Source organism: Pseudomonas sp. 32A, from assembly GCF_052682255.1.
Genome location: NZ_JBQYLY010000001.1, coordinates 3,190,904 through 3,214,169, shown reverse-complemented (window position 1 = coordinate 3,214,169; position 23,266 = coordinate 3,190,904). Strand labels below are relative to the sequence as shown.

The following is a 23,266-nucleotide window of genomic DNA, read 5'->3' as shown; positions in this document are numbered from 1 at the left end:
GATGCGTCAACTGACAGTGCGCATTCGCGAGCAAGCCCGCTCCCACATTGGGTTCTGTGTCAGCGATTCGGTTGGGGGGTGAGCCGCAGGTACGGCTTCACTGCGCGGTAACCCTTCGGAAAGCGTTTCTTGATCTCTTCCTCGTCCTTGAGCGACGGCACGATCACCACCTCATCGCCGTCCTGCCAGTTGGCCGGGGTGGCGACTTTGTGGCTGTCGGTCAGTTGCAGCGAGTCGATCACCCGCAGGATTTCGTGGAAGTTGCGCCCGGTGCTGGCCGGGTAGGTGATGGTCAGGCGAATCTTTTTGTTCGGATCGATCACGAACAGCGAACGCACGGTGAGGGTATCACTGGCATTCGGGTGGATCAGGTCGTACAGGTCGGAGACCTTGCGGTCTGCGTCGGCCAGGATCGGGAAGTTGACGATGGTGTTCTGGGTTTCGTTGATGTCTTCGATCCACTTGTGGTGGGAGTCCACCGGGTCCACCGACAGGGCAATGGCCTTGACGCCGCGCTTGGCGAATTCATCTTTGAGCTTGGCGGTAAAACCCAGCTCGGTGGTGCACACCGGGGTGAAGTCCGCCGGGTGGGAAAACAGCACGCCCCAGCTATCGCCCAGCCACTCGTGGAAACGAATCTTGCCGGCGCTGGAATCCTGTTCAAAGTCGGGGGCGATGTCGCCCAGTCTGAGGCTCATGGTGTGGCTCCTGATGAGTGCTTATGGAGCCCACTGTGCCTGTGTCGCGGATTATTTAAAAAGAATAAATATCGATTTATCTAGACGATAAAGGAATATTAAAAATCTGTTCATTGGACTTGGCTACAGGCGAGGATCAACATCGGCTTCAAGGTTCGAGAAGGCCTTGAGACGCTGTACAAAGAGGGGTTCAGGACGGGCTTGCGGGGGTTGAGCCCGACTTGAAAAGTAAAGCACCCTGCCCGGCATTGCGCCGGGCAAGGTTTTACGCTCTTACTTGAACGCGTAGCTGTAGCTGACGATCAGGCGGTTTTCGTCCTGGTCGCGAGTGCTGGCCAGGTCGGTACGCCACATGGCGTTCTTCCAGGCGACGCCCAGGTTTTTCAGCGGACCTTCTGGAATAACGTAGGCCAGGGTCAAGTCACGCTCCCACTCGGTCTTTTCACCGACGGCAGTGTCGATGTTGCTGCCACGCAGGTAGATCACACCGGCTGTCAGGCCAGGTACGCCAACCTTGGCGAAGTCATACGCGTAGCGAGCTTGCCAGGTACGCTCGCCAGCACGGGCGAACTTCTGGATTTGCATGTCGGTAGTGGTGCTGTTCGACGAGCCGTCACCTTGGTTCAGCCAAGGGAAGTCGCTGTCGCCCTTGGTGTACTGGTAACCAGCACCAAAGGTGTGACCAGCAACCGAGTACAACGCCAGGTAGCTGTACAGGTCGTTGTCGACCTTACCTTTGGTAGTCGTGTTGCCGTAGAAACCGGTGGTGTAGTAACCGGCAGTATCACCGTTGGCACCGTTGTCGCGGCTGCGGTAGTAACGCAGGTCACTTTTCAGAGTGCCTGGACCGATCGCCCAGTTGTGGACCAAGCCCAGGAAGTTCTGAGCATAAAAGTCCTTCAGCTCGCCGAAGTAGTACGAAGCGGTCAGGTCTTTGGTGATTTTGTAGTCAGCACCGGCGTAATAGAACTTGTTGACGAAGTTACCAGCGTCGTAGTTCGAGCTACCGTTGGCACCGGCCAGGGACAGACCTTCATTGTTGCTGGAGTTACGGCCTTTGGAGTGCTCGATCTGACCAGCAGTCAAGGTCAGGTCCTTGATCTCGTTCGAAGAGATCTCGCCGCCCTGGAAGGTTTGTGGCAGCAGACGACCGTCGTTGGTCTTGATGACCGGGTTGTTCGGCTGCAGGGTACCGATCTTCAGCACGGTCTGGGAGATCTTGACCTTACCGGTCACGCCCAGGCTGGCGAAATCGTTGACCGCCTTGTTGCCATCACTTGGGAACACGGTGCCGCCGGAAGCAGTACCGGTGTAGTTACCGTGGTTTTCACGGCTGGAATCCAGACGCACGCCGTACAGGCCGATGGCGTCGAGACCGAAGCCTACAGTGCCCTGGGTAAAGCCGGAGATGAAGCGCAGGTCGAAGCCTTGGCCCCATTCAGCGTTTTTGCTGCGGGTGTTGGACGTTCTCGAAGGAACGCCATCACGGTTGTCGGTATTGATGTAAAAGTTGCGCAGACCAAGAGTGACCTTGCTGTCGTCGATAAAACCTGCGGCGCCTGCTTGTTGAGCGATTGCCCCCAAAGCTACGGCCAACGCCAATGTTGACTTCTTCATGTACCGCTCCTCTCATTTCTAATTTTTGTATTTCTTAGGTCTCGGGTCTGACGCCCTTGATCCACAGATGCGCGATTAGCGCCAGATAGTGACTGACAAGTCAATCGTAACCTTGTGTGTCTACTACCTTCGTCTAACCGCAGTTGATTTGGTCCCTGCAGGGTAATGAGTTTTTCATACACCCAAAAAGAATTGTTTCATTCTTTTTCATACGATTCTGGAATAACGCTTTCCATGTGACGGTCTGGCCGTTGAGGCAGTACCGCTGCATAAAGGTGTTCCTGAAGAGTATGTCTCTGCGTTTTTTTAGATCGTTTTGTGTTGACCCAATGGGGCCATACGTCACTCACGATCAAAAACGCGACGCCATCATGGCCAAACGCACATCATTCCGTCAATTTGTTACAGTTTTTGTATCGATGAAACTTTTCTGCCGTCCCGCTAATGCATCTCACCGTACCTGGCGATAATGTCACTTTGATGTCAGTTGTGTGGATAATTCTGCAAACCCGGCGAGTGGCCTCATTGCACCCATCCCGGATGCAAGACTTGCCAAATTGACAGGCGAGAGGATTGCCCCCTCGCCGCTTCAGGCTTACAACGCCTTTTCGAAAATCTTCGAATTACGCTGATAGTTGTACAGCGACGCCCGCGCCGACGGCAGGCGATCCACTGTACTCGGCACAAACCCACGCTCGCGAAACCAATGGGCAGTACGGGTGGTCAGCACGAACAACGTCTTCAAACCCTGGGCCCGGGCACGGGTCTCGATGCGTTCCAGCAGTTCGTCACCGCGACCGCCATGACGGTACTCCGGGTTCACGGCCAGGCACGCCAGCTCCCCTGCGTCCGAGTCGGCGATCTGATACAGCGCCGCGCAGGCGATGATCATGCCTTCACGTTCCACCACACTGAACTGCTCGATTTCCCGCTCCAGCACTTCACGGGAACGGCGCACCAGAATCCCCTGCTCTTCCAGCGGGCTGATCAGGTCCAGCAGACCGCCGACATCTTCAATTGCCGCTTCGCGCACCAGCTCAAACTGCTCCTGGGCGACCAGCGTACCGCCGCCGTCCCGGGTGAACAGCTCGGTCAGCAAAGCACCATCTTCGGCATAACTGACAATGTGGCTGCGGCCTACGCCGCCACGGCAAGCTTCAGCCGCTGCGTCCAGCAGCTCAGCCTGGTAGTTGCTGCCCAAGCGTTGCAGGTGCGCAGGCACCTGTTGCGGACGCAGTTCACGCACCAGGCGGCCGTGTTCATCGATCAAACCAAGATCGGCGCCAAACAGCAGCAATTTGTCCGCGCCCAGGTCAATGGCGGCGCGAGTGGCGACGTCTTCGCAGGCGAGGTTGAAGATTTCACCGGTAGGCGAATAACCCAGCGGCGACAGCAATACGATGGAACGCTCGTCCAGCAGCCGGTTGATGCCCTTGCGGTCGACCCGGCGCACCTCGCCGGTGTGGTGATAGTCGACGCCTTCAAGCACACCAATCGGGCGCGCCGTCACCAGGTTGCCGCTGGCCACCCGCAGGCGCGAGCCCTGCATCGGCGAGGACGCCATGTCCATGGACAACCGCGCTTCGATGGCGATACGCAGATGGCCGACCGCGTCGATCACACACTCCAGAGTCGCGGCATCAGTAATGCGCAAGCCTTCGTGGTAAGCCGGGGTCAGGCCGCGGGCGGCGAGGCGGGTTTCGATTTGCGGACGCGAACCGTGGACCAGCACCAGGCGCACGCCCAGGCTGTGGAGCAGCACCAGGTCGTGGACGATATTGCCGAAGTTCGGATGATCCACACCATCGCCCGGCAGCATGACCACAAAGGTGCAGTCGCGGTGGGCATTGATGTAAGGCGAAGCGTGACGAAGCCAATTGACGTATTCGGGCATAAAACCTGGGCCTGTAATAAAAAGCAGCCAAAAAGGGATGAATCATGAAAACGCACAGCGGGCTGTTGGTTATCGTCGGAACAGGCTTGGCGACACGCTCGCTCTCCTTCTATGTACGGATGGGCAGGGGTTAATTTATGCAGGTGTCAGGCAGTAATGTTGAATCAGTTCCCGCAATAGACGCACTGTAGGCGTCAAGCGTGACATTTCAAGGTACTCGCCGGGCTGGTGGGCGCAGGCGATATCGCCAGGGCCGAGCACCAGGGTCTCGCAACCAAGGCGCTGAAGATAAGGCGCTTCGGTGCCGAACGCCACTGCTTCAGCGCGATGACCGGTAAGTCGTTCAGCCACCCGCACCAACTCGGCATCCTCTGCTTGCTCGAACGGCGGCACTTCGGGGAATAACGGCGCGTAGTCGATCTTCACCTTATGCCGCTCGGCCAGGGGCTCAAGCTTCTGCCGGATGGCCGCGCGCAGCACCTGGGGATCCATGCCGGGCAAGGGCCGCAGGTCGAATTCAAGGGAGCACTGGCCGCAGATGCGATTGGGATTGTCGCCACCGTGGATACAGCCGAAGTTCATGGTCGGTTGCGGCACGCTGAATTGTGGGTTGCGGTATTCGCGCTGCCAGGCCAGGCGCAGGCCACGCAGCTCGCCGATGGCGTCGTGCATGGCTTCGAGGGCGCTGTGGCCCAGGCTTGGATCCGACGAATGGCCGCTGCGCCCGAGAATATCGATGCGCTCCATCATCACGCCCTTGTGCAGGCGGATGGGTTTGAGGCCGGTCGGCTCGCCGATCACCGCCGCGCGGCCTAAAGGACGGCCCGCCTCGGCCAGCGCCCGGGCGCCGGCCATGGAGCTTTCTTCATCGCAGGTGGCAAGAATCAGCAGCGGTTGCTTGAAGGGTTGGTCCAGCAGCGGCTGCACGGCTTCGATCACCAGGGCGAAAAAGCCCTTCATGTCGCAGCTGCCCAGTCCTACCCAGCGGCCGTCGACTTCCGTCAGCTTGAGCGGATCGGTCTGCCATAGCGCGCCATCGTAGGGCACGGTGTCGCTGTGACCCGCCAACACCAGGCCGCCAGGGCCGGTGCCGAAACTGGCCAGCAGGTTGAATTTTCCGGGGCTGACCTGCTGGATGTCGCAGGCAAATCCCAGGTCCCCCAGCCAGGTGGCGAGCAAATCGATCACCGGGCGGTTGGATTGGTCGAGAGAGGCCTGGGTACAACTGACCGAAGGCGCGGCAATCAGCGCGGCGAACTGTTCTTTCATGGATGGTAAAGGCATGCGCTGTCTCTCAACTTCCCGGACGAACCCCATCATAGAACCATCTGCACGACACAATAAACCGTTGCGGCGCGTTGCCGGGCTCAGTCCTGTACACTGCACGACCTTGGCAGCCACTCATTTCCCCGGCTGCGCTCCCGATCCTGGATTTTCCGGCCATGCAGAAAGAAACCGAAATCAAGCTCCGCGTCAGCCGCGAAACCCTCGCCGCGCTGCGTGAGCACCCGTTACTGAAAAAACGCAACAAAAGTGGCTGGGAACGCCGTGAGCTGATGAACCAGTACTTCGACACCCCGGAACGCGACCTGGCCCAGGCCAAAGTGGCCCTGCGCCTGCGCAAAGACGGCGACGAAGTGATCCAGACCCTCAAGACCCGTGGCCAGAGCGTTGCCGGCTTGTCGGAACGCAATGAGTACAACTGGGACCTGGCCAAAGCCAAGCTCGACGTGAAGAAGCTCGACGGCGAATGCTGGCCCGAGCAACTGGCCGAGCTGGACAAAAAGACCCTCAAGCCGATCTTTACCACCGATTTCGTTCGCGAACGCGCCGAAATTGCCTGGGGCCGCGGCAAGGCCAAGGTGGTGATCGAAGCCGCCCTGGACCTCGGCCATGTGGTCGCCGGCAAGCAGAAAGAAGAAATCTGCGAACTGGAACTGGAACTGCGCGAAGGCGACCCGGCCGCCCTGCTGGAGCTGGCCGCTGAACTGGCCGCAACCCTGGCCCTGATGCCGTGCGATATCAGCAAGGCTGAGCGTGGCTATCGCCTGTTCGACGCCAACAGCTACTCCCTGAGCCTGCCGGCACCGGTGCTGCACGCTGAAATGCCGCTGGACGACGCGTTTGCCGCCGTCATGTGGCACCTGTTGGGCAGCAGCCAGCGCCTGGCCGAGCAATACCGTTTCAATGGCCACTGGCGCCTGCTGCAAGACTGGGTAGAAAACCTCGGCGAACTGCGTGCCCTGCTCGGCAGCCTCGGCCAGGCCGCGCCACGCCAATCCACCAGCGAACTGCGCGCCGCACTGGACGCCTTGCTGGAAGACTGGCGTCCGCTGGTTCAGGCCGGTGACGACGATGAAGACATCCGCAAGGCCGCGCCGGAACAGTTCGCTGAAGAACTGGAAGACGTGCGCTGGGGCCTCTTCTCGCTGACCACTTCCCGCTGGCTGCTGGCCCGTACCTGGGCAGCGGAGCGCAACGTGCGTGGCAATCGCCAGGGCGCTGCACAGCTCGCCAACTGGCTGCCACGCCTGCTGGCCGACGACGCCGTCGCCCTGCAACTGCCGCGCTACCAGCAACAGCCGGAAGACCTGGCCGAGCAACTGCCGCGTATCGAACGCATCCTGGCCTGGCTGCACCATGCACGCCAAGTGCTGGATATCGCCGAGCTGGACCGTCTGTATGGCGAGTTGAACAAGCTGGCGCACCTGGCCAACCAGCCGATCACCGATGAGTCGCTGGATGCGCGGATGCATCAGGCAATCGCGGTGTATCAGAATCGCGCCTGGAAAACCCTGCTGCGCCTGTAAAACCCTTGTGGTGAGGGAGCTTGCTCCCTCGCCACTAAAGTCAGGCCATGGCAACTATCAGCGCAACACCGGCAAACTCGTGGTGGACTTGATCTCCGACAGGGCCACTATCGAGTTGACCTCCTGAATCCCCGGCACCATCGAGAGTTTTTCGAAGAAAAACCGCTCATACGCTTCAATGTCCGACGTGACGATCCGCAGTAAAAAGTCCACCGCCCCCATCAGCACATAACATTCCAGCACTTCCGGAAAACCGCGAATCGCCTCGGTGAATTCAGTGAAGTTGGAACGGCCGTGGGCGTTGAGTTTCACCTCGGCAAAGATCTGCGTGTTGAGGCCGATTTTTTTGCGGTCCAGCAGGGTGACCTGGCCGCGAATCACACCCTCCTCTTTCAGCCGCTGAATCCTGCGCCAGCACGGCGACTGCGACAGGCCGACCTGTTCGGCAATCTGCGCGCTGGAAAGCGAAGCGTCCTCCTGCAACAGCGCCAGGATGCGCCTGTCATACACGTCCAACTCACTGTGCATAGAAATACCTGTTAATCGTACTTTCTGGAATTACATGATTCTCTTATAAGCCAATACGGGCTTTTTTAGATAAGAAATCTCCCGGGGCGCATGTAAAAATTTCTCCAGTCGAATCCGGAGAATCATCATGCACGTCGTCGAATCCACCAGTCCCGCCCCACGCGTCGATGCCTGGGCCGTCAGCAACGCTCACTGCCAGGCGCACTATCAAATCCTCGCCGAGGCTGAACCCGACGTGTTGTGCCGGGTGCTCAACTATTTTGCCCTGCAATTCCTGGTTCCTCGCCAGGTGAACGTGCAGCGCGAAGACGACCTGCTGGCGATCGATATCGTGATGGATGGCCTGAGCTGGCACCGGGCCCAGGTGATCGGCGAAAAACTTCGTAACCTGATCAGCGTGTGCTCGCTGGAACTGCAACCGGCTGATGCGGTGCGGCCTCTGGCGGTGCAGGCGGCCGGTCAGTAAAAGCCTGCAATAAACCCCGGAGGCCGAAGCGCAAGGGGTGACTAGCCTGAGGACTACGTCTAATCGTTGCCCAGGAACGTCGCCATGCCCGTTGCGCCAAATACCCAGGATCGCTGGCTGGAAATCCATCAGTTGCTACCTGCCCTGATCGACCAGGGCGTGGTGCCCGCCGACCTGACCGTAACGGCGAACAGCGGGCGGCATCCCCTGGAATGCATTGCCAGCTCGGGGCCGCCGCTGGAAATGCTGACCGAATGGCTGGCCCGTCACTGCGGGCAGCCTTACCTGCGTATCGACCCGTTGAAAATCGATGTCGCCGCAGTGGTGCCGCTGATGTCATACGCCTTTGCCCAGCGGCACAAGATCCTGGCGGTTGCGGTCGACGCCCACAGCGTTACCGTCGCCAGTGCCCAGCCTTACGTGAGCAGTTGGGAAGCGGGCCTGGCTCAAGTGTTGAAGCGTTCCATCAGGCGGGTGGTGGCCAACCCCCAGGATATCCAGCGCTGCACCGTAGAGTTTTACCGGCTCGCGAAATCGGTCAACGGCGCTATTGATCAAAAAACGTCCAGCGCTCCCAACATCGAGCAACTGCTCAACCTTGGCGCCAGCGACCAGGAACCCGACGCCAACGACGCGCACATCGTCAACATCGTCGACTGGCTGTTGCAGTACGCCTTCGGCCAACGGGCCAGTGATATCCATATCGAACCCGGCCGCGAACAGGGCCGCGTGCGTTTTCGCATTGATGGGCTGCTGCACGACGTCTATCAATTCCCGTCCCAAGTGACGATGGCGGTGGTCAGCCGCCTGAAAAGTCTCGGGCGGATGAACGTGGCGGAAAAACGCAAACCCCAGGACGGCCGGGTAAAGACCAAAAGCCCCGCGGGCGGCGAAGTGGAACTGCGCCTTTCGACCTTGCCCACGGCCTTCGGCGAAAAGCTGGTGATGCGAATTTTCGACCCGCAGGTGCTGCACAAGGATTTCCAGCAACTGGGGCTCTCCGACGACGACCTGCAACGCTGGCAATCCATGACCGGCCAGGCCAACGGCATCATTCTGGTCACGGGCCCCACTGGTTCGGGCAAGACCAGCACCCTGTACACCACGCTCAAGCAACTGGCCACCCGCGAGGTCAACCTGTGCACCGTCGAAGACCCAATCGAGATGGTCGAGCCGGCCTTCAATCAGATGCAGGTCCAACCCAACATCGACCTGACCTTCGCCAGCGGCATCCGTGCCCTGATGCGCCAGGATCCGGACATCATCATGATCGGCGAGATTCGCGACCTGGAAACCGCAGAAATGGCGATCCAGGCCGCCCTGACCGGGCACCTGGTGCTATCGACCCTGCACACCAACGATGCACCCGGCGCCATCAGTCGCTTGCTGGAACTGGGCATCCCTCATTACCTGATCAATGCGACATTGCTGGGAGTGATGGCCCAGCGTCTGGTGCGGCTGTTGTGCCCGCACTGCAAGCAGCTCGCCGGGCAGGTCTACCAGGCCGTGGGTTGTGGAGAATGTCGGGAAAGTGGGTATCGGGGCCGGGCCGGGATCTACGAAATCATGCTGATGAACGACCGCCTCAAGGCCTTGATCACCCCGGGCACCAACCTCCAGGTCCTGCGCCGCGCGGCCCTTGACCAAGGCATGTGCAGCTTGCGGTCTGCCGGTACGCGCAAGGTAATGGCAGGGCTGACGACGATGGACGAGGTGCTGCGAGTGACGCCTGGGGATTCAGAAACAAATCCTTTGATTGATGGGCCGGTAAACCGTTCTTATCCGTGACAACACCGTTACAATCGGAAAAACCTCGCTTTACCGCCCACACCAGATAGGGAATCGTTATGCAGATCGGAACCGTACTGCTTCTTTTCGTAGGCTTGGCCGTCGCCATCCTCTTCATGGGTTTCAAAGTGGTCCCCCAGGGTTACCAGTGGACGGTTGAACGCTTTGGCCGCTACACCAACACCCTCAAGCCGGGCCTGAACATCATTATCCCGGTCATGGACCGCATCGGTCGCAAGATCAACGTGATGGAAAGCGTGCTGGATATTCCACCCCAGGAAGTCATCACCGCCGACAACGCCACGGTGCAGATCGACGCCGTGTGCTTCTTCCAGGTGGTCAATACCGCCCAGGCCGCCTACGAGGTGAACAACCTCGAACACGCCATCCGCAACCTGCTGCAAACCAACATCCGTACCGTGCTCGGCTCCATGGAGCTGGATGCGATGCTCAGCCAGCGTGACGGCATCAACGAAAAACTGCTGCGCACCGTCGACGAAGCCACCGCACCGTGGGGCATCAAGATCACCCGGATCGAAATCAAGGACATCAGCCCGCCTGCCGACCTGATGGCTGCCATGTCCGGCCAGATGAAGGCCGAGCGGATCAAGCGTGCACAGATCCTCGAAGCCGAAGGCCTGCGAGCCTCCGCGATCCTGACCGCCGAAGGCAAGAAGCAGGCGCAGATCCTTGAGGCCGAAGGTGGTCGTGAGGCGGCGTTCCTGGAATCCGAAGCCCGTGAGCGTCAGGCAGAAGCTGAAGCCCGCGCCACTCAAGTGGTATCGGAGGCGATCGCCACCGGTAACGTGCAGGCCATCAACTACTTTGTCGCCCAGAAATACATCGACGCACTGGGCAAGCTGGCCTCAGCCAACAACAGCAAAGTGATCCTGATGCCGCTGGAAGCCAGCCAGGTGATTGGCGCCGTTGGTGGTATCGGCGAGATCGTCAAGGCAACCTTCGACAACAAGAAAGCCTGAGGCACGCACCATGTGGGAATTCCTGCAGCACCTGTCGTTTTGGGACTGGCTGGCACTGGGCACGGTGCTGTTGATCCTTGAAGTGTTCGGTGCCGGCGGTTATCTGCTGTGGATGGGCATCGCTGCGGCAGCCGTGGGCGTCATCAAGTTCTTGATCCCGAGCCTGGGCCTCGAATGGCAACTGCTGCTGTTCGCGGTGTTGTCGATCCTGACGGCGGTGTACTGGTGGCGACGCCAGCGCAGCAGCGCCAAGGTCAGCGACCAGCCGGGGTTGAACATGCGCGGTTCTGAGCTGATCGGCCGCACCTTTGTGGTGCATCAGGCCATTATCGAGGGCCGAGGCAAGATCAAGGTGGGCGATGGTGTCTGGATGGCCTCCGGGCCTGACGCGCCGGTTGGGGCACACGTACGTGTCACTGGTCAGGAAGGCGTTATTTTGCAGGTTGAAACTGTTTAGTCATCCATGGAACTCGACTGGGCTATCTACAATCAAACTGTTCAGATAACCCAGTCGGAGTCACCCATCATGCGTCTAAAATATGCTGTCGCAACCCTCGCTGTGCTTTCCCTTCCTGTCGGTTCAGCCATGGCCGACAGCTTCTGGCGTAATGTCATCTCATCGGGTGCCACGACCGGCTCGACGTACCTGACCTTCAAGGACCACAAAATGGTGGTCGCCGCCCAGGACGACGCCGGTAGCTTCGTCGCCAGCGACGGCAGCATCCGCGGCCCTTACCTGGAAGCTGCGATGCAGAAGGTCCGCGCCGATAACCCTGGCCTCAAGGCCACGGACATGGACCTGGCCAACGCGATCCTGGCAAAAAACGCCATTGCTTCCGAGTAATACCGTCGCGTAAAAAATGCCGCTCTTCGAGAGCGGCATTTTTTTGCCCCTTCTTCCTACACCCGACGCTGACGATTCAAAATTCGATCAGGAAAACTCCTGTCGAGCGGGCCGCCCCCCCGGCAACAAGCTATCGATTCCCTATTAGTTCAAGTGAATCGATGACTATGAAAAAACTCACCGGCGCCCTGCTGCTTGCCGCGATCGTCACCCCTTATGCCCAGGCAGAAGGCTGGTACGGGTCGGCAAAGCTCAACAGCGCCCGCCAGAACCTCTCAAGTTCCCTGTTGACCAGCCCACGGGTAACCCACCGGGTAGAAGCGCCTGACAGCAGCAAGACATTCACCGGTTCATTTGCCGTGGGTTATGCCTTGGCTGATGGCTGGCGCCTTGAAGGTGAATACACCACGCCCAGCCACTCGAACTTCAAATCCCATTGGGCACCGTTCAATGCCAACGTCAACAGCCTGCAGACCGACAGCCAGCGCCTGATGCTCAACGGTTATAAAAACATCCCGATCAACGAGTGGCTCTCGTTCTACGGCATGGCGGGGGTGGGGGTGGCCCAAATCGACGCCAAGGGTTATCAGGCCAACGAAACACGTCGCTTTGCCAGCCATCGCCAACACAACTTCGCCTACAGCGTCGGCCTGGGGCTGGATGCCAAGGTCAGCGAAACCCTGACCCTGGGCACCGGCTGGCGTTACGTGGACATGGGCCGGATCGAAACCGGCTACAACACCTTCGCCAACCGGATAAACGCCCGGGACGAGCAGCTTAAAGGCAAGCTCAAGGATCAGAATGTGTTTCTTGAGGCGCGCGTTTCTTTCTGACGTAGACGCCGAGAATGCCGCTTACCAGGCGGCATTTTTTGTTTAAGAGGAGACAATTCATTCACAGGCGACAGGCTATATTCAGTCGAGCCGTGCAACCATGCGCGGCATTGATATGCTTTTTCTCAGCGCCCTTCTGAAACGGATGCCTTCAACGTCATGAGCCAACTGCCCTTTCTGCCGTTCTCCAAGCCCACCATTGATGAAGCCACCATCTCGGCGGTGGGCGACGTACTGCGCTCCGGCTGGATCACCAGCGGGCCGAAAGTGCAGGCGTTCGAAGCGCAGTTGTCGGAATACTTTGGCGGGCGCCCGGTGCGCACCTTCAACTCGGGCACCTGCACCATGGAGATCGCCTTGCGCATCGCCGGTATCGGCCCTGGAGATGAAGTCATCACCACCCCGATTTCGTGGGTCGCCACGGCCAACGTGATTCTGGAAGTCGGCGCCACTCCGGTGTTCGCCGATATCGACCCGGTAACCCGCAATATCGACCTGGCCCAGGTAGAAGCCGCGATCACGCCGCGCACCAAGGCGATCATCCCGGTGTACCTGGCCGGTCTGCCACTGGACATGCCATTGCTCTACGCCCTGGCCAACAAGTACAACCTGCGCATCGTCGAAGACGCCGCCCAGGCCCTGGGCTCCAGCTGGGATGGCGAGCGCATTGGTGCTACCGGCGATTTCGTGTCGTTCAGCTTCCAGGCGAACAAAAACATCACCTCATCCGAAGGCGGCTGCCTGGTATTGAACAACGCTGAAGAAGCGCGCCTGGCGGAAAAATATCGCCTGCAGGGCGTGACCCGCACCGGCTTCGACGGCCTGGACGTGGATGTACTCGGCGGCAAGTTCAATATGACCGACATCGCAGCGGCCATCGGCCTGGGCCAATTTGCCCACATCGAGAAGATCACTGCCCATCGCCAGGAACTGGCACGGCACTATTTCGAATGCTTCGGCAGTGATTTCGAAGAAAAGTACGGCGCGCAATTGCCACCGGCAGACTTCGAAAACAGCAACTGGCACCTGTTCCAGCTGGTACTGCCGGAGCGCCAGGACGGGTTGCCGGCGCGCGCCACGTTCATGGAGCAGATGCAGGCCCACGGCGTCGGCATTGGCTATCACTACCCGCCGATCCACCTGCTGAGCTTGTACAAGGCGCAGGGATTCAAGGAAGGCATGTTCCCGGTAGCGGAAAAAGTGGGGCGTTTGATTGTGTCGTTGCCAATGTTCACGGCGATGACGAAGGCGGATGTAGAGCGTTCGGTAGCGGCGGTCAAAGCGGTATTGAAGCGCGGATAAAACCTTTGCGGGAGCCGGTTGCCGGCTCCCGCAGCGGGATCACTCGCCGATGGCAGCCTTGTAACCGGCAGCGTCCAGCAGCTTTTCCAGATCAGCCGAGTTGCTTGGCTTGAGCTTGAAGATCCAGGCACCGTAAGGGTCGGAGTTCAACAGCTCTGGCTCGCCGCTCAAGGCGTCGTTCACCGCGATCACTTCGCCAGCAATTGGCGAGTAGATATCTGAAGCGGCCTTAACCGATTCAACTACACCCGCCTGCTGAGTCGCCTCAAATACGTTGCCGACTTCGGTCAACTCGACGAACACCACATCTCCCAAAGCTTCCTGGGCATGGTCCGAGATCCCGACGGTCACCGTACCGTCAGCTTCCAGACGGGCCCATTCGTGACTTTCGGCAAAACGCAGGTCGGCAGGGATATCGCTCATAGTCTGTGTCCTCAAGAAAAAATGTCAGCGGCCATTGGCCCGCCGGAAACGTTAAATCAGTGTTTTGCCATGACGCACGAAGGTCGGTTTGACCACCCGAACCGGGTACCACTTGCCGCGGATTTCCACCTCGGCCCGGTCAGCAGTCGCCGACGGCACACGCGCCAGGGCAATGGATTTGCTTAGCGTAGGAGAGAAACTACCACTGGTGATCTCTCCTTCGCCAACATTGGCGATACGAACCACCTGATGAGCGCGTAAAACCCCGCGCTCCTCCAGTACCAGGCCGACCAGCTTGGACTTCACACCGGCAGCCTTTTCGGCCTCCAGGGCGGCGCGACCGATGAAATCGCGCTCGGCCGGTTCCCAGGCGATGCTCCAGGCCATGTTGGCTGCCAGGGGCGAAACGTCCTGATGAATATCCTGACCGTAGAGGTTCATGCCGGCCTCAAGGCGCAGCGTGTCGCGGGCGCCGAGGCCGATGGGCGAAATACCTGCGCCCACCAGATCGTTGAAAAACGCCGGGGCCTGGTTGGCCGGAAGAACAATTTCCAGACCGTCTTCGCCGGTGTAACCGGTGCGCGCAATAAACCAGTCGCCGTCGGCCAGGCCTTCAAAGGGCTTGAGCTGGTGAATCAAGGTGGCACGTGACTGGGTGACCAGCTCGGCGATCTTTTGCCGGGCGTGGGGTCCTTGAATGGCGAGCATGGCCAACTCGGGCCGCTCGTGGATCTGGGCCTGAAAGCTGCCGAGCCGGGCCTGCATCCAGGCCATGTCCTGGTCGCGGGTGGCCGCGTTGACCACCAGCCGGTAACCGGTTTCGGTGCGGTACACGATCATGTCGTCCACCACGCCGCCCTGCTCGTTGAGCATGGCGCTGTACAACGCACGGCCACAGCCGTGCAAGCGGTCAACATCATTGGCCAGCAGGTGCTGGAGCCATTCCTTGGCCTGGGGGCCTTTGATATCGATCACGGTCATATGGGATACATCAAACACCCCGCAGTCGCGTCGCACCTGATGGTGTTCCTCAACCTGCGAGCCGTAGTGCAACGGCATATCCCAACCGCCAAAATCGACCATTTTCGCGCCAAGGGCGAGATGCAGGTCATACAGAGGCGTGCGCTGTCCCATGGGTTTCTCCTTCCGGGCGTGGCGAAGGTGCGGACGGTCGCCTTCGGGCCGCACGCCTTGAAATACAAGGCCTGTAGCCGCGCTCAGCAACCCGATCTGAAAGATCGACCGCACCGAATGCCGCGCATTGTAGCCTCATGCCGTAGGACTGGCACCTAACCGATTCGTCTCGCCGAACGTCGGATCAACCCGATGACCGGTAACAGACCCACCAACACCAGCGTCAAGGCCGGCAGCGAAGCCCGCGCCCACTCCCCTTCGCTGGTCATCTCGAAAATCCGGACCGCCAGCGTGTCCCAGCCGAACGGGCGCATCAGCAGGGTGGCGGGCATTTCCTTGAGCACATCGACAAACACCAGCAACGCCGCGCTCAGGGTGCCCGGCAGCAAAAGCGGCAGATACACTTTGCAAAACAGTCGCGGCCCGCTGACCCCCAGGCTACGAGCGGCTTCCGGCAAGGACGGACGGATTCGCGCCAGGCTGTTTTCCAGCGGCCCGTAGGCCACCGCAATGAAGCGCACCAGATACGCCAGCAGCAAGGCCGACAAACTGCCCAGTAACAGCGGTTTGCCGGCGCCCCCCAGCCAGCCTGATACCGGGATCACCAGTTCACGATCCAGGTAGCTGAACGCCAACATGATCGACACCGCCAGCACCGAGCCCGGCAGCGCGTAACCCACGTTGGCCAGGCTGATGCCGGAGCGGATGGCCCGGGTGGGCGCCAAACGATGGGCGAACGCCAGCACCAGGGCCACGCTGACGGTGATCAGGGCCGCCATGCCACCGAGGTAGAGGGTATGGACGATCAAGCCGGCGTAGCGCTCGTCCAGATCAAAGCGGCCCCGCTGCCAGAACCAGGCCACCAGTTGCAGCATCGGAATCACGAACGCGCAGGCGAACACCAATCCGCACCAACCGCTGGCCAACGCCGCCTTGAACCCGCGCAGGTGGTACAGCGCCTTGCCGCGAGGTCGCTCATTGCTCGGCCGACTGGCGCCCCGGGCGCGGCGCTCGCCGTACAACACCAGCATCACCACCAGCAGCAACAGGCTGGCCAGTTGCGCAGCACTGGAGAGGCTGAAAAAGCCGTACCAGGTCTTGTAAATGGCAGTGGTGAAGGTGTCGAAGTTGAACACCGAGACGGCGCCAAAATCTGCCAACGTCTCCATCAGCGCCAGGGCCACACCCGCACCGATGGCCGGGCGCGCCATGGGCAGGGCCACACGCCAGAACGCTTGCCACGGTGACTGCCCCAATACCCGCGCCGCTTCCATCAGGCCTTTGCCCTGGGCGAGAAACGCGGTGCGCGCCAGCAGGTAAACGTAGGGGTAGAACACCAGCACCAGCACGATGATCACGCCGCTGGTGGACCGTACGCGAGGCAGGCGCAACCCCGTGCCGAACCATTCCCGCAGCAGGGTTTGCACCGGACCGGAGAAGTCCAGCAAGCCCACGAAGACGAAGGCGAGCACATAGGCAGGAATCGCGAAAGGCAGCATCAACGCCCAGTCCAGCCAGCGCCGGCCGGGGAATTCGCAGAGGCTGGTCAGCCAGGCCAGGCTGACGCCCAGCAGCGTGACGCCCACACCGACGCCCAGCACCAGGGTCAAGGTGTTACCCAGCAGGCGTGGCATCTGGGTTTCCCACAGGTGGGACCAGATTTGATGGTCGATGGTCTGCCACGACAGCAACAGCACGCTCAGCGGCAGCAGCACCAGGGCGGCGACGGTGAAGACCGGCAGGTACCAGCGGCGTTGGGCGGGATGGGCCAAGGAACAGATCTCTGGGGATAATATTTTTAACTCGCCACAAAACAGTGTGGGAGCCGGGCTTGCCCGCGATGCAGGCACCTCGGTGTGTCAGTCACACCGCGGTGATGCTATCGCAGGCAAGCCAGCTCCCACACTGTGTTGCGGTGTTTTTAAACGTGCACTTAGTTCCAGCCAGCCCGATCCATTAAGCGAATAGCCTCAGCCTGGCGCTTGCCCGCCACTTCCACCGGCAATGTATCGGCCACAAACTTACCCCAGGTCGCGACTTCAGCCGACGGCGGCACGGCCGGATTGGCCGGGAATTCCTGGTTCACATCCGCAAAGATCTTCTGCGCTTCCGGTGTGGTCATCCACTCCACCAGCGCCTTGGCTGCTTCCGGGTGCGGTGCGTGCTTGGTCAGGCCGATGCCCGACAGGTTGACGTGCACCCCACGGTCGCCCTGGTTCGGCCAGAACAGCTTCACCGCCAGGTCCGGCTTCTGCTTGTGCAGGCGGCCATAGTAGTAGGTGTTGACGATACCAACGTCGCACTGCCCGGCATTGATCGCCTCGAGCACGGCGATGTCATCGGAGAACACCTCGGTGGACAGGTTGTTGACCCAGCCCTTGACGATTTCTTCGGTCTTGGCCGCGCCGTGGGTTTCGATCAGGGTGGCGGTCAGCGACTGGTTGTAGACCTTCTTCGCAGTGCGCAGGCACAGGCGACCTTCCCATTGTTTGTCGGCCAGCGCCTCGTAGGTGGTCAGGTCGCCTGGCTTCACGCGATCGGTGGAATAGGCGATGGTCCGCGCACGCAGGCTCAAACCGGTCCAGGCATGGGCCGAAGAGCGGTATTGAAGGGGGATGTTCTTGTCGATCACCGCAGAGGTGAACGGTTGCAGGATGCCCATCTGCTCGGCCTGCCAGAGGTTGCCGGCATCGACGGTGAGCAGCAGGTCGGCGGTGGCGTTTTCACCTTCGGCCTTGATGCGCTGCATCAGCGGCGCTTCCTTGTCGGTAATGAACTTCACCTGCACGCCGGTCTTTTTGGTGTAGGCGTCGAACACCGGTTTGATCAGTTCGTCGATGCGCGAGGAGTAGACCACGACTTCGTCGGCCGCCTGCACGGTAGTGCTGCCGATCAGTGTGAGTGCCAGGGCAGTCAGGAGGCGCTTGGGTGCCAACATGGGTGCGGTCTCTCATTTGCGAAAAGAGGGCAAATGATAAGGACTCACATTTGGTAACGCTCGACGCAGCCGTTACCAAATGTTGCGCAACCCTCTCAGGCCTTGGCCAGCTCCGGCAAATCCCCGGACAAGCCCAAGGCCTGACGCACAAACAACGCTTTGGCCTCCGGCATCTGCTCAACCACCTTCAGCCCGGCATTACGCAGCCAGCGCAGCGGCAGTTGATCGGCCTGGAACAACCGCTCAAAGCCTTCCATCGCCGCCATCAACGCCAGGTTGTGCGGCATGCGCCGGCGCTCGTAACGGCTGAGCACCTTCGCATCCGCCAGGCGCTCACCGCGCTCGTTGGCCGCCAGCAGCACCTCGGCCAGCACCGCCGCATCGAGGAAGCCCAGGTTTACGCCCTGCCCCGCCAGCGGATGAATGACGTGGGCCGCGTCGCCAATCAATGCCAGGCCTTCTGCCACGTAACGTTTGGCATGGCGCTGACGCAACGGCACGCACACCCGTGGATCGGCGCTTACCACGGTGCCCAGGCGCCCTTCGAAGGCGCTCTCCAGCTCGCGGCAGAAGCGTTCATCGTCCAACGCCATCAAACGCTCGGACTCACTCGGGGTGGTGGACCAGACGATCGAACACCAGTCTTCCTGCCCATCCCGCACCAGCGGCAAAAACGCCAGCGGGCCGTTGTCGGTAAAACGCTGCCAGGCCGTGCGCTGATGCGGCTGACTGCTGCGCACACTGGTGACGATGGCGTTGTGCAAATAATCCCACTCACGGGTGGCGGTGCCGGTCAGGCGGCGCACGGCCGAGTTGGCGCCGTCAGCCGCGACCACCAGCGGCGCGCGCAAGGTGCGGCCGTCAGCCAGGGTCAGCAGCCAGTCATCGCCGGAGCGGCGCATCTGCTCCAGGCGCGCATTCGCCAGCAGGCCGAGGTCGCAGTCGTGCAGCCGATCGAGCAACGCATCCTGAACCACACGGTTTTCGACGATATGCCCCAGCACCTCGGCATGCACACTGGCTGCCGAAAAGTGGATCTGCCCGGTGCCGCTGCCGTCCCACACCTGCATCTCGCCGTAAGGGCTGGCACGCCGCTCGACAATGCCGTCCCACACGCCAAGACGCTCGAGGATGCGCTGGCTGGCGGCCGACAAGGCGCTGACCCGCGGCTCGAACGCAGCATGAGGGTCGAACGGTTTGACGCTCAGCGGGCTGCCATCCAGCAGCAGCACCTGCAGGCCACTGCCCTGCAACGCCAGCGCCAGGGCGCTTCCGACCATTCCGGCCCCGACAATCAGCACATCTGCGCGCATGTCCATGCTTTAAGCCTGTCTCGATTGCAGCTTGCGCCGCACGTAAAGGGTTTTGTCGACCCGCGCCACCAGGGTGCCGGAGCCGTCATGAATCTGCACCTTGAGCTGCGGCAAGTACTTCTCGCCGCCGGCGGTGTGCTGGCGAATCTCGTCCAGCAACCCTTGGTCGATGGAAAATTCGGCAAACACCGGGCCTTTGCCCGGCGAGATGAAATCGATGGCCGCAGCCTTGTCCCAGACAATGTAGTCGCGCCCCAGATTCTCCATCAGCATCAGCATGTAGAACGGGTCGACCATCGAGTACAGGCTGCCGCCAAACTGTGTGCCGACGTAATTGCGGTTGTACCAGCCCAGGCCCATGCGCACCTTGACCTCGCGAAAATCGCTGCCGATGTGCAACACCCGGACTCCGGCCCCGAGGTAAGGCGGGTACAGGGTCATGACCCAGCGCAACAGCCGCGCCTTGCCCAGGCGTTGGGTCAGCCACTCACGCATCGGGACGGGTGCCCAGGCCCATGGCCTGACGCGCGAACCAGCGCTTGGCCGGTGGCAGCAGGTCCAGACCCAACAACCCCATGTTGCGGCCCAGGGCTACCAATGGTTGCGCACTGCCAAACAGGCGGGTGACCTGGTCGGAAAAGCCGACGGTGAGTTTCTGGTCCATGCGCTGACGCTCGCGGTACGCCTGCAAGGTCGCCAGGTCGCCCGGAATTGCCGGCCCGGCCAGCAGCGCCTCGGCCAACGCGTAGGCATCCCGCAGGGACAGGTTGAAGCCCTGACCGGCAATCGGGTGCAGGCTGTGGGCGGCATTACCGAGCACCGCCAGATGGGAGCGCACTTGTTCTTCCGCCTCCACGAGGGCCAACGGGTACAAGTGACGCGCGCCGACCTGCTTGAGAGTGCCGGCGGTAGCCGAACACGCCCTGCAATTCACTCAGGAAGCTGCGTTCGTCCAGGTCGGCCAGGCGCTTGGCGTCCATGCCGATGCGGGTCCACACCAGCGCGCAACGGTTGTCCGGCAGCGGCAGCAAGGCCATCGGCCCTTCGTCGGTGAAACGCTCGAACGCCTCGCCGTTGTGGGCTTCGCTTGGGGTGATGTTGGCGATCAGCGCACTCTGGTTGTACGGCCGCTTTTTGACGCCGATGCCCAGTTGCTCGCGCAAGCCCGAGCGGCCGCCATCGGCCAGCACCGCGAGGTCGCACTCCAGCACGGTTTCGTCATTGAGGGTCAGGCGGTAGCCATCGGCAAGCGGCTCCATGCGGGTGACTTCCGCCGGGCAACGCCAACTGACCACTTCCTTGTCCAGGCCTTGCCACAGGCATTGGCCGAGCCAGGCGTTTTCCACTACGTAGCCAAGCGCCGGCACGCCCTCTTCCATGGCCGACAGGCGCGCAGTAGAGAAGCGGCCACGGTCCGACACATGAATCTGCTTGATCGGCTCGGCGCGACGGGAGATTTCCTGCCATACGCCCAACCGTTGATAAATCTGCCGCGCGCCAAAAGACAGTGCCGAAGAACGTGCGTCGTAGCTCGGCTGGTAACTGTCGCCGGGCGCAAACGGCTCGATCAGCACGATCTTCCAGCCACGGGCCTTGGCTCCGGCCTGCAACGCCAACGCGAGGCTGGCGCCCACCAGGCCGCCGCCGATAATCGCCAGATTGACCCGGCTCATCGGGCACCTGCCATCAGCGCTTCGATCTCGGCGACGGACTTGGGCACGCCACCGGTCAGAATTTCACAGCCTTGCTTGGTCACCACCACGTCGTCCTCGATGCGTACGCCAATGCCACGCCATTTCTTCGCCACGTTCTGGTTGTCCGGGGAAATGTAGATCCCCGGCTCCACGGTCAGCGCCATGCCGACTTCCAGCACCCGCCACTCGCCGCCCACCTTGTACTCGCCCACATCGTGCACATCCATCCCCAGCCAGTGGCCAGCGCGGTGCATGTAGAAGGCTTTATAGGCTTCGCTGGCGATCAGCTCGTCGACGTCACCCTGCAACAACCCCAGCTTCACCAGCCCGGCAGTGATCACTTGCACCGTCGCCTCGTGGGCCTGGTTCCAATGCTTGTTCGGGGCGATTTCGGCAAAGGCGGCTTCCTGGGAAGCCAGCACGATTTCGTAAATCGCCTTTTGTTCAGCAGAGAACTTGCCGCTCACCGGCCAGGTGCGGGTTATGTCGCTGGCGTAGCAGTCGATCTCGCAACCGGCGTCAATCAGCACCAGATCGCCATCCTTGAGCACCGCGTCATTCTGCTGGTAATGCAGGATGCAGCTGTTGCGCCCCGAGGCGACGATGGAGCCATAGGCCGGCATCTTCGCCCCGCCTTTGCGAAACTCGTAGTCGAGCTCCGCCTCAAGGCTGAACTCATACAACCCGGCGCGGCTGGCCTGCATGGCCCGCACATGGGCCGCGCAGGAAATCCGCGCGGCCTCGCGCATCACCTTCACTTCTGCCGCCGATTTATACAGGCGCATGTCGTGAAGCAGATGATCCAGGGCAACAAATTCATTCGGCGGCTGGGCGCCGAGGTGCGCTTTAGAGCGGATCACGTTGATCCACTCCATCAGGTGCCGGTCGAATTCGGCATTGCTGCCCATGGCTGAATACACCCGGTCGCGGCCTTCGATCAGGCCGGGCAGGATGTCGTCGATATCGGTAATCGGGAAGGCGTCATCGGCACCAAAATCGCGGATCGCGCCTTCGGTGCCCGCTCGCAGGCCGTCCCACAGTTCGCGCTCGGCATTGCGTTCGCGGCAGAACAGCACGTACTCGCCGTGCTGGCGGCCGGGCATCAGCACGATCACCGCTTCCGGTTCGGGGAAGCCGCTCAGGTACTGGAAGTCGCTGTCCTGGCGGTAGACGTGCTCGACGTCACGGTTGCGGATGGCCACCGCAGCCGCCGGCAGAATGGCGATGCTGTTGGGTTCCATCTGCGCCATGAGCGCCTTGCGGCGCCGGGTGTATTCCGCTTTGGGGATATGGATCATGGGCAGATGGGCTTCCTTTCTTAGTGCAGCGACGGCTTGGGTGCAGCGGGCTCAGCCGATTTACGGGTCTCGGTGAACAGCAGCAGCGGCGCGACGCGCAGGTATTCCATGACTTCCATGTAGTCGCTTTCGCCGTCTTCGGACTCTTCCAGGGCGTCTTGCACCTGGGAGATGGCGGCCAGGTCTTGCAGCACTTCCTGGGCGTCGGTGCTCAGGTCCAGGCCGCCGGCGTTCACGCCGAAACCATGGAGGAAGCCTTGGCACCATTGGCCCAGCGCGGCGGCGCGCTCGGTGAGCGGCGCGTCATCGGTCGGCAGCAGCAACACGACGGTGACGTCATCACCGGTCAGCTCGCCTTTGACCATCTCTTGCAAACCGATCAACGCGTTGCGCACGTTTTCGGTGGGCTCGGTTTCCAGCAGCTCGGCGACGTCGGCCAGCCAGTTGTCGGCATCAAAGCCGACACCGGTGCAACTGCGCCCCAGCAGCACGCCGTGCAACTCGGCAGGCGAGCAAGGATGACCGCTGGAGCTCAGCAGTTTGGAAAAAGCATCGTACGGGGAGTTCTGAATGGGCATGGTGAGCTAGGCGCCAGACGGCGCAATGTCTAGAATGAAGCGCTGTATCCTAGCATCGGCAGACGTACCAAGACTATCGAGGGCGTCAGATCGTTTATCCAGCAGTTGCCATTCATCAGACAAATCCA

At 60.9% G+C, this 23,266-nt stretch carries 21 protein-coding genes and 1 pseudogene; 8 read left to right on the top strand and 14 right to left on the bottom strand.

The features are described from left to right. Positions 1-59: 59 nt before the first annotated feature. From ACUN0G_RS14580 to argE, 4 genes are all read right to left on the bottom strand, one after another. A complete protein-coding gene (locus tag ACUN0G_RS14580) occupies positions 60-698 on the bottom strand; it encodes a peroxiredoxin (protein ID WP_010167863.1) in 639 nt (212 codons plus the stop codon). 273 nt (positions 699-971) lie between these two features. Further along, positions 972-2,315: an OprD family porin gene (locus ACUN0G_RS14575; protein WP_258342725.1), complete on the bottom strand. Its 1,344-nt coding sequence runs from the start codon at positions 2,313-2,315 to the stop codon at positions 972-974. Positions 2,316-2,910: 595 nt separating this feature from the next. Beyond that, positions 2,911-4,209, bottom strand: coding sequence for an amino-acid N-acetyltransferase (gene argA / locus ACUN0G_RS14570; RefSeq protein ID WP_177043805.1), 1,299 nt, complete (start codon positions 4,207-4,209; stop codon positions 2,911-2,913). Between the two features lie 135 nt (positions 4,210-4,344). Then, complete coding sequence (gene argE / locus ACUN0G_RS14565; protein ID WP_076013065.1) at positions 4,345-5,493, bottom strand: acetylornithine deacetylase; 1,149 nt, start codon at positions 5,491-5,493, stop codon at positions 4,345-4,347. Positions 5,494-5,651: 158 nt separating this feature from the next. Between argE and ACUN0G_RS14560 the strand changes: the two genes are divergently transcribed. Then, complete coding sequence (locus ACUN0G_RS14560) at positions 5,652-7,019, top strand: CYTH domain-containing protein (RefSeq protein ID WP_076013066.1); 1,368 nt, start codon at positions 5,652-5,654, stop codon at positions 7,017-7,019. Positions 7,020-7,076: 57 nt separating this feature from the next. On the opposite strand, the gene ACUN0G_RS14555 is transcribed toward ACUN0G_RS14560, so the two are convergent. After that, entirely contained in the window at positions 7,077-7,547 is a 471-nt protein-coding gene (locus ACUN0G_RS14555) for an Lrp/AsnC family transcriptional regulator (RefSeq protein WP_010167872.1), read from the bottom strand. A 127-nt stretch (positions 7,548-7,674) separates the two neighbouring features. Here ACUN0G_RS14555 and ACUN0G_RS14550 point away from each other — a divergent pair, with 127 nt between their 5' ends. From ACUN0G_RS14550 to ACUN0G_RS14520, 7 genes are all read left to right on the top strand, one after another. Continuing rightward, positions 7,675-8,013, top strand: coding sequence for a hypothetical protein (locus tag ACUN0G_RS14550; RefSeq protein WP_445573714.1), 339 nt, complete (start codon positions 7,675-7,677; stop codon positions 8,011-8,013). An 84-nt stretch (positions 8,014-8,097) separates the two neighbouring features. Then, a complete protein-coding gene (locus ACUN0G_RS14545) occupies positions 8,098-9,801 on the top strand; it encodes a GspE/PulE family protein (protein WP_445573713.1) in 1,704 nt (567 codons plus the stop codon). Between the two features lie 59 nt (positions 9,802-9,860). Next, the gene (locus ACUN0G_RS14540; protein ID WP_445573712.1) at positions 9,861-10,781 is read left to right on the top strand and encodes an SPFH domain-containing protein; all 921 of its coding nucleotides are present in this window, start codon (positions 9,861-9,863) and stop codon (positions 10,779-10,781) included. A gap of 10 nt (positions 10,782-10,791) precedes the next feature. Then, positions 10,792-11,238: an NfeD family protein gene (locus ACUN0G_RS14535; RefSeq protein WP_167664049.1), complete on the top strand. Its 447-nt coding sequence runs from the start codon at positions 10,792-10,794 to the stop codon at positions 11,236-11,238. 69 nt (positions 11,239-11,307) lie between these two features. Beyond that, positions 11,308-11,625 carry a DUF2388 domain-containing protein gene (locus tag ACUN0G_RS14530; protein WP_010167882.1) on the top strand — a complete coding sequence of 106 codons (318 nt, stop codon included), beginning with the start codon at positions 11,308-11,310 and terminating at the stop codon, positions 11,623-11,625. A gap of 161 nt (positions 11,626-11,786) precedes the next feature. Continuing rightward, positions 11,787-12,458 (top strand): outer membrane protein, encoded by a 672-nt coding sequence (locus ACUN0G_RS14525; RefSeq protein WP_445573711.1) that lies wholly within the window; start codon positions 11,787-11,789, stop codon positions 12,456-12,458. Between the two features lie 159 nt (positions 12,459-12,617). Continuing rightward, positions 12,618-13,760, top strand: a complete 1,143-nt coding sequence (locus ACUN0G_RS14520) for a DegT/DnrJ/EryC1/StrS family aminotransferase (RefSeq protein ID WP_445573710.1) — start codon at positions 12,618-12,620, stop codon at positions 13,758-13,760. A 39-nt stretch (positions 13,761-13,799) separates the two neighbouring features. Here the strand turns inward: ACUN0G_RS14520 and gcvH are convergent, their stop codons facing one another. The 9 genes and pseudogenes from gcvH to ACUN0G_RS14475 all read right to left on the bottom strand — a co-directional run bounded on the left by gcvH (position 13,800) and on the right by ACUN0G_RS14475 (position 23,138). Continuing rightward, the gene (gene gcvH / locus ACUN0G_RS14515) at positions 13,800-14,183 is read right to left on the bottom strand and encodes a glycine cleavage system protein GcvH (RefSeq protein ID WP_445573709.1); all 384 of its coding nucleotides are present in this window, start codon (positions 14,181-14,183) and stop codon (positions 13,800-13,802) included. A 51-nt stretch (positions 14,184-14,234) separates the two neighbouring features. Continuing rightward, positions 14,235-15,317: a glycine cleavage system aminomethyltransferase GcvT gene (gene gcvT / locus ACUN0G_RS14510; protein ID WP_258342740.1), complete on the bottom strand. Its 1,083-nt coding sequence runs from the start codon at positions 15,315-15,317 to the stop codon at positions 14,235-14,237. A 155-nt stretch (positions 15,318-15,472) separates the two neighbouring features. After that, positions 15,473-17,089, bottom strand: coding sequence for an ABC transporter permease (locus ACUN0G_RS14505; protein ID WP_003213940.1), 1,617 nt, complete (start codon positions 17,087-17,089; stop codon positions 15,473-15,475). Positions 17,090-17,250: 161 nt separating this feature from the next. Next, the gene (locus ACUN0G_RS14500; RefSeq protein WP_445573708.1) at positions 17,251-18,255 is read right to left on the bottom strand and encodes an extracellular solute-binding protein; all 1,005 of its coding nucleotides are present in this window, start codon (positions 18,253-18,255) and stop codon (positions 17,251-17,253) included. A gap of 95 nt (positions 18,256-18,350) precedes the next feature. Beyond that, the gene (locus ACUN0G_RS14495) at positions 18,351-19,568 is read right to left on the bottom strand and encodes a 2-octaprenyl-3-methyl-6-methoxy-1,4-benzoquinol hydroxylase (RefSeq protein WP_421551241.1); all 1,218 of its coding nucleotides are present in this window, start codon (positions 19,566-19,568) and stop codon (positions 18,351-18,353) included. 9 nt (positions 19,569-19,577) lie between these two features. Continuing rightward, positions 19,578-20,063, bottom strand: a complete 486-nt coding sequence (locus ACUN0G_RS14490) for a DUF4442 domain-containing protein (protein ID WP_421523307.1) — start codon at positions 20,061-20,063, stop codon at positions 19,578-19,580. After that, a pseudogene (gene ubiH, locus ACUN0G_RS14485) lies at positions 20,056-21,241 on the bottom strand (2-octaprenyl-6-methoxyphenyl hydroxylase). Before ubiH ends, ACUN0G_RS14490 begins: the two are co-directional and overlap by 8 nt. Continuing rightward, positions 21,238-22,560, bottom strand: a complete 1,323-nt coding sequence (gene pepP, locus ACUN0G_RS14480) for a Xaa-Pro aminopeptidase (protein WP_258342743.1) — start codon at positions 22,558-22,560, stop codon at positions 21,238-21,240. Before pepP ends, ubiH begins: the two are co-directional and overlap by 4 nt. A 20-nt stretch (positions 22,561-22,580) precedes the next feature. Beyond that, the gene (locus ACUN0G_RS14475; RefSeq protein WP_003213952.1) at positions 22,581-23,138 is read right to left on the bottom strand and encodes a YecA/YgfB family protein; all 558 of its coding nucleotides are present in this window, start codon (positions 23,136-23,138) and stop codon (positions 22,581-22,583) included. Between the last annotated feature and the right edge of the window lie 128 nt (positions 23,139-23,266).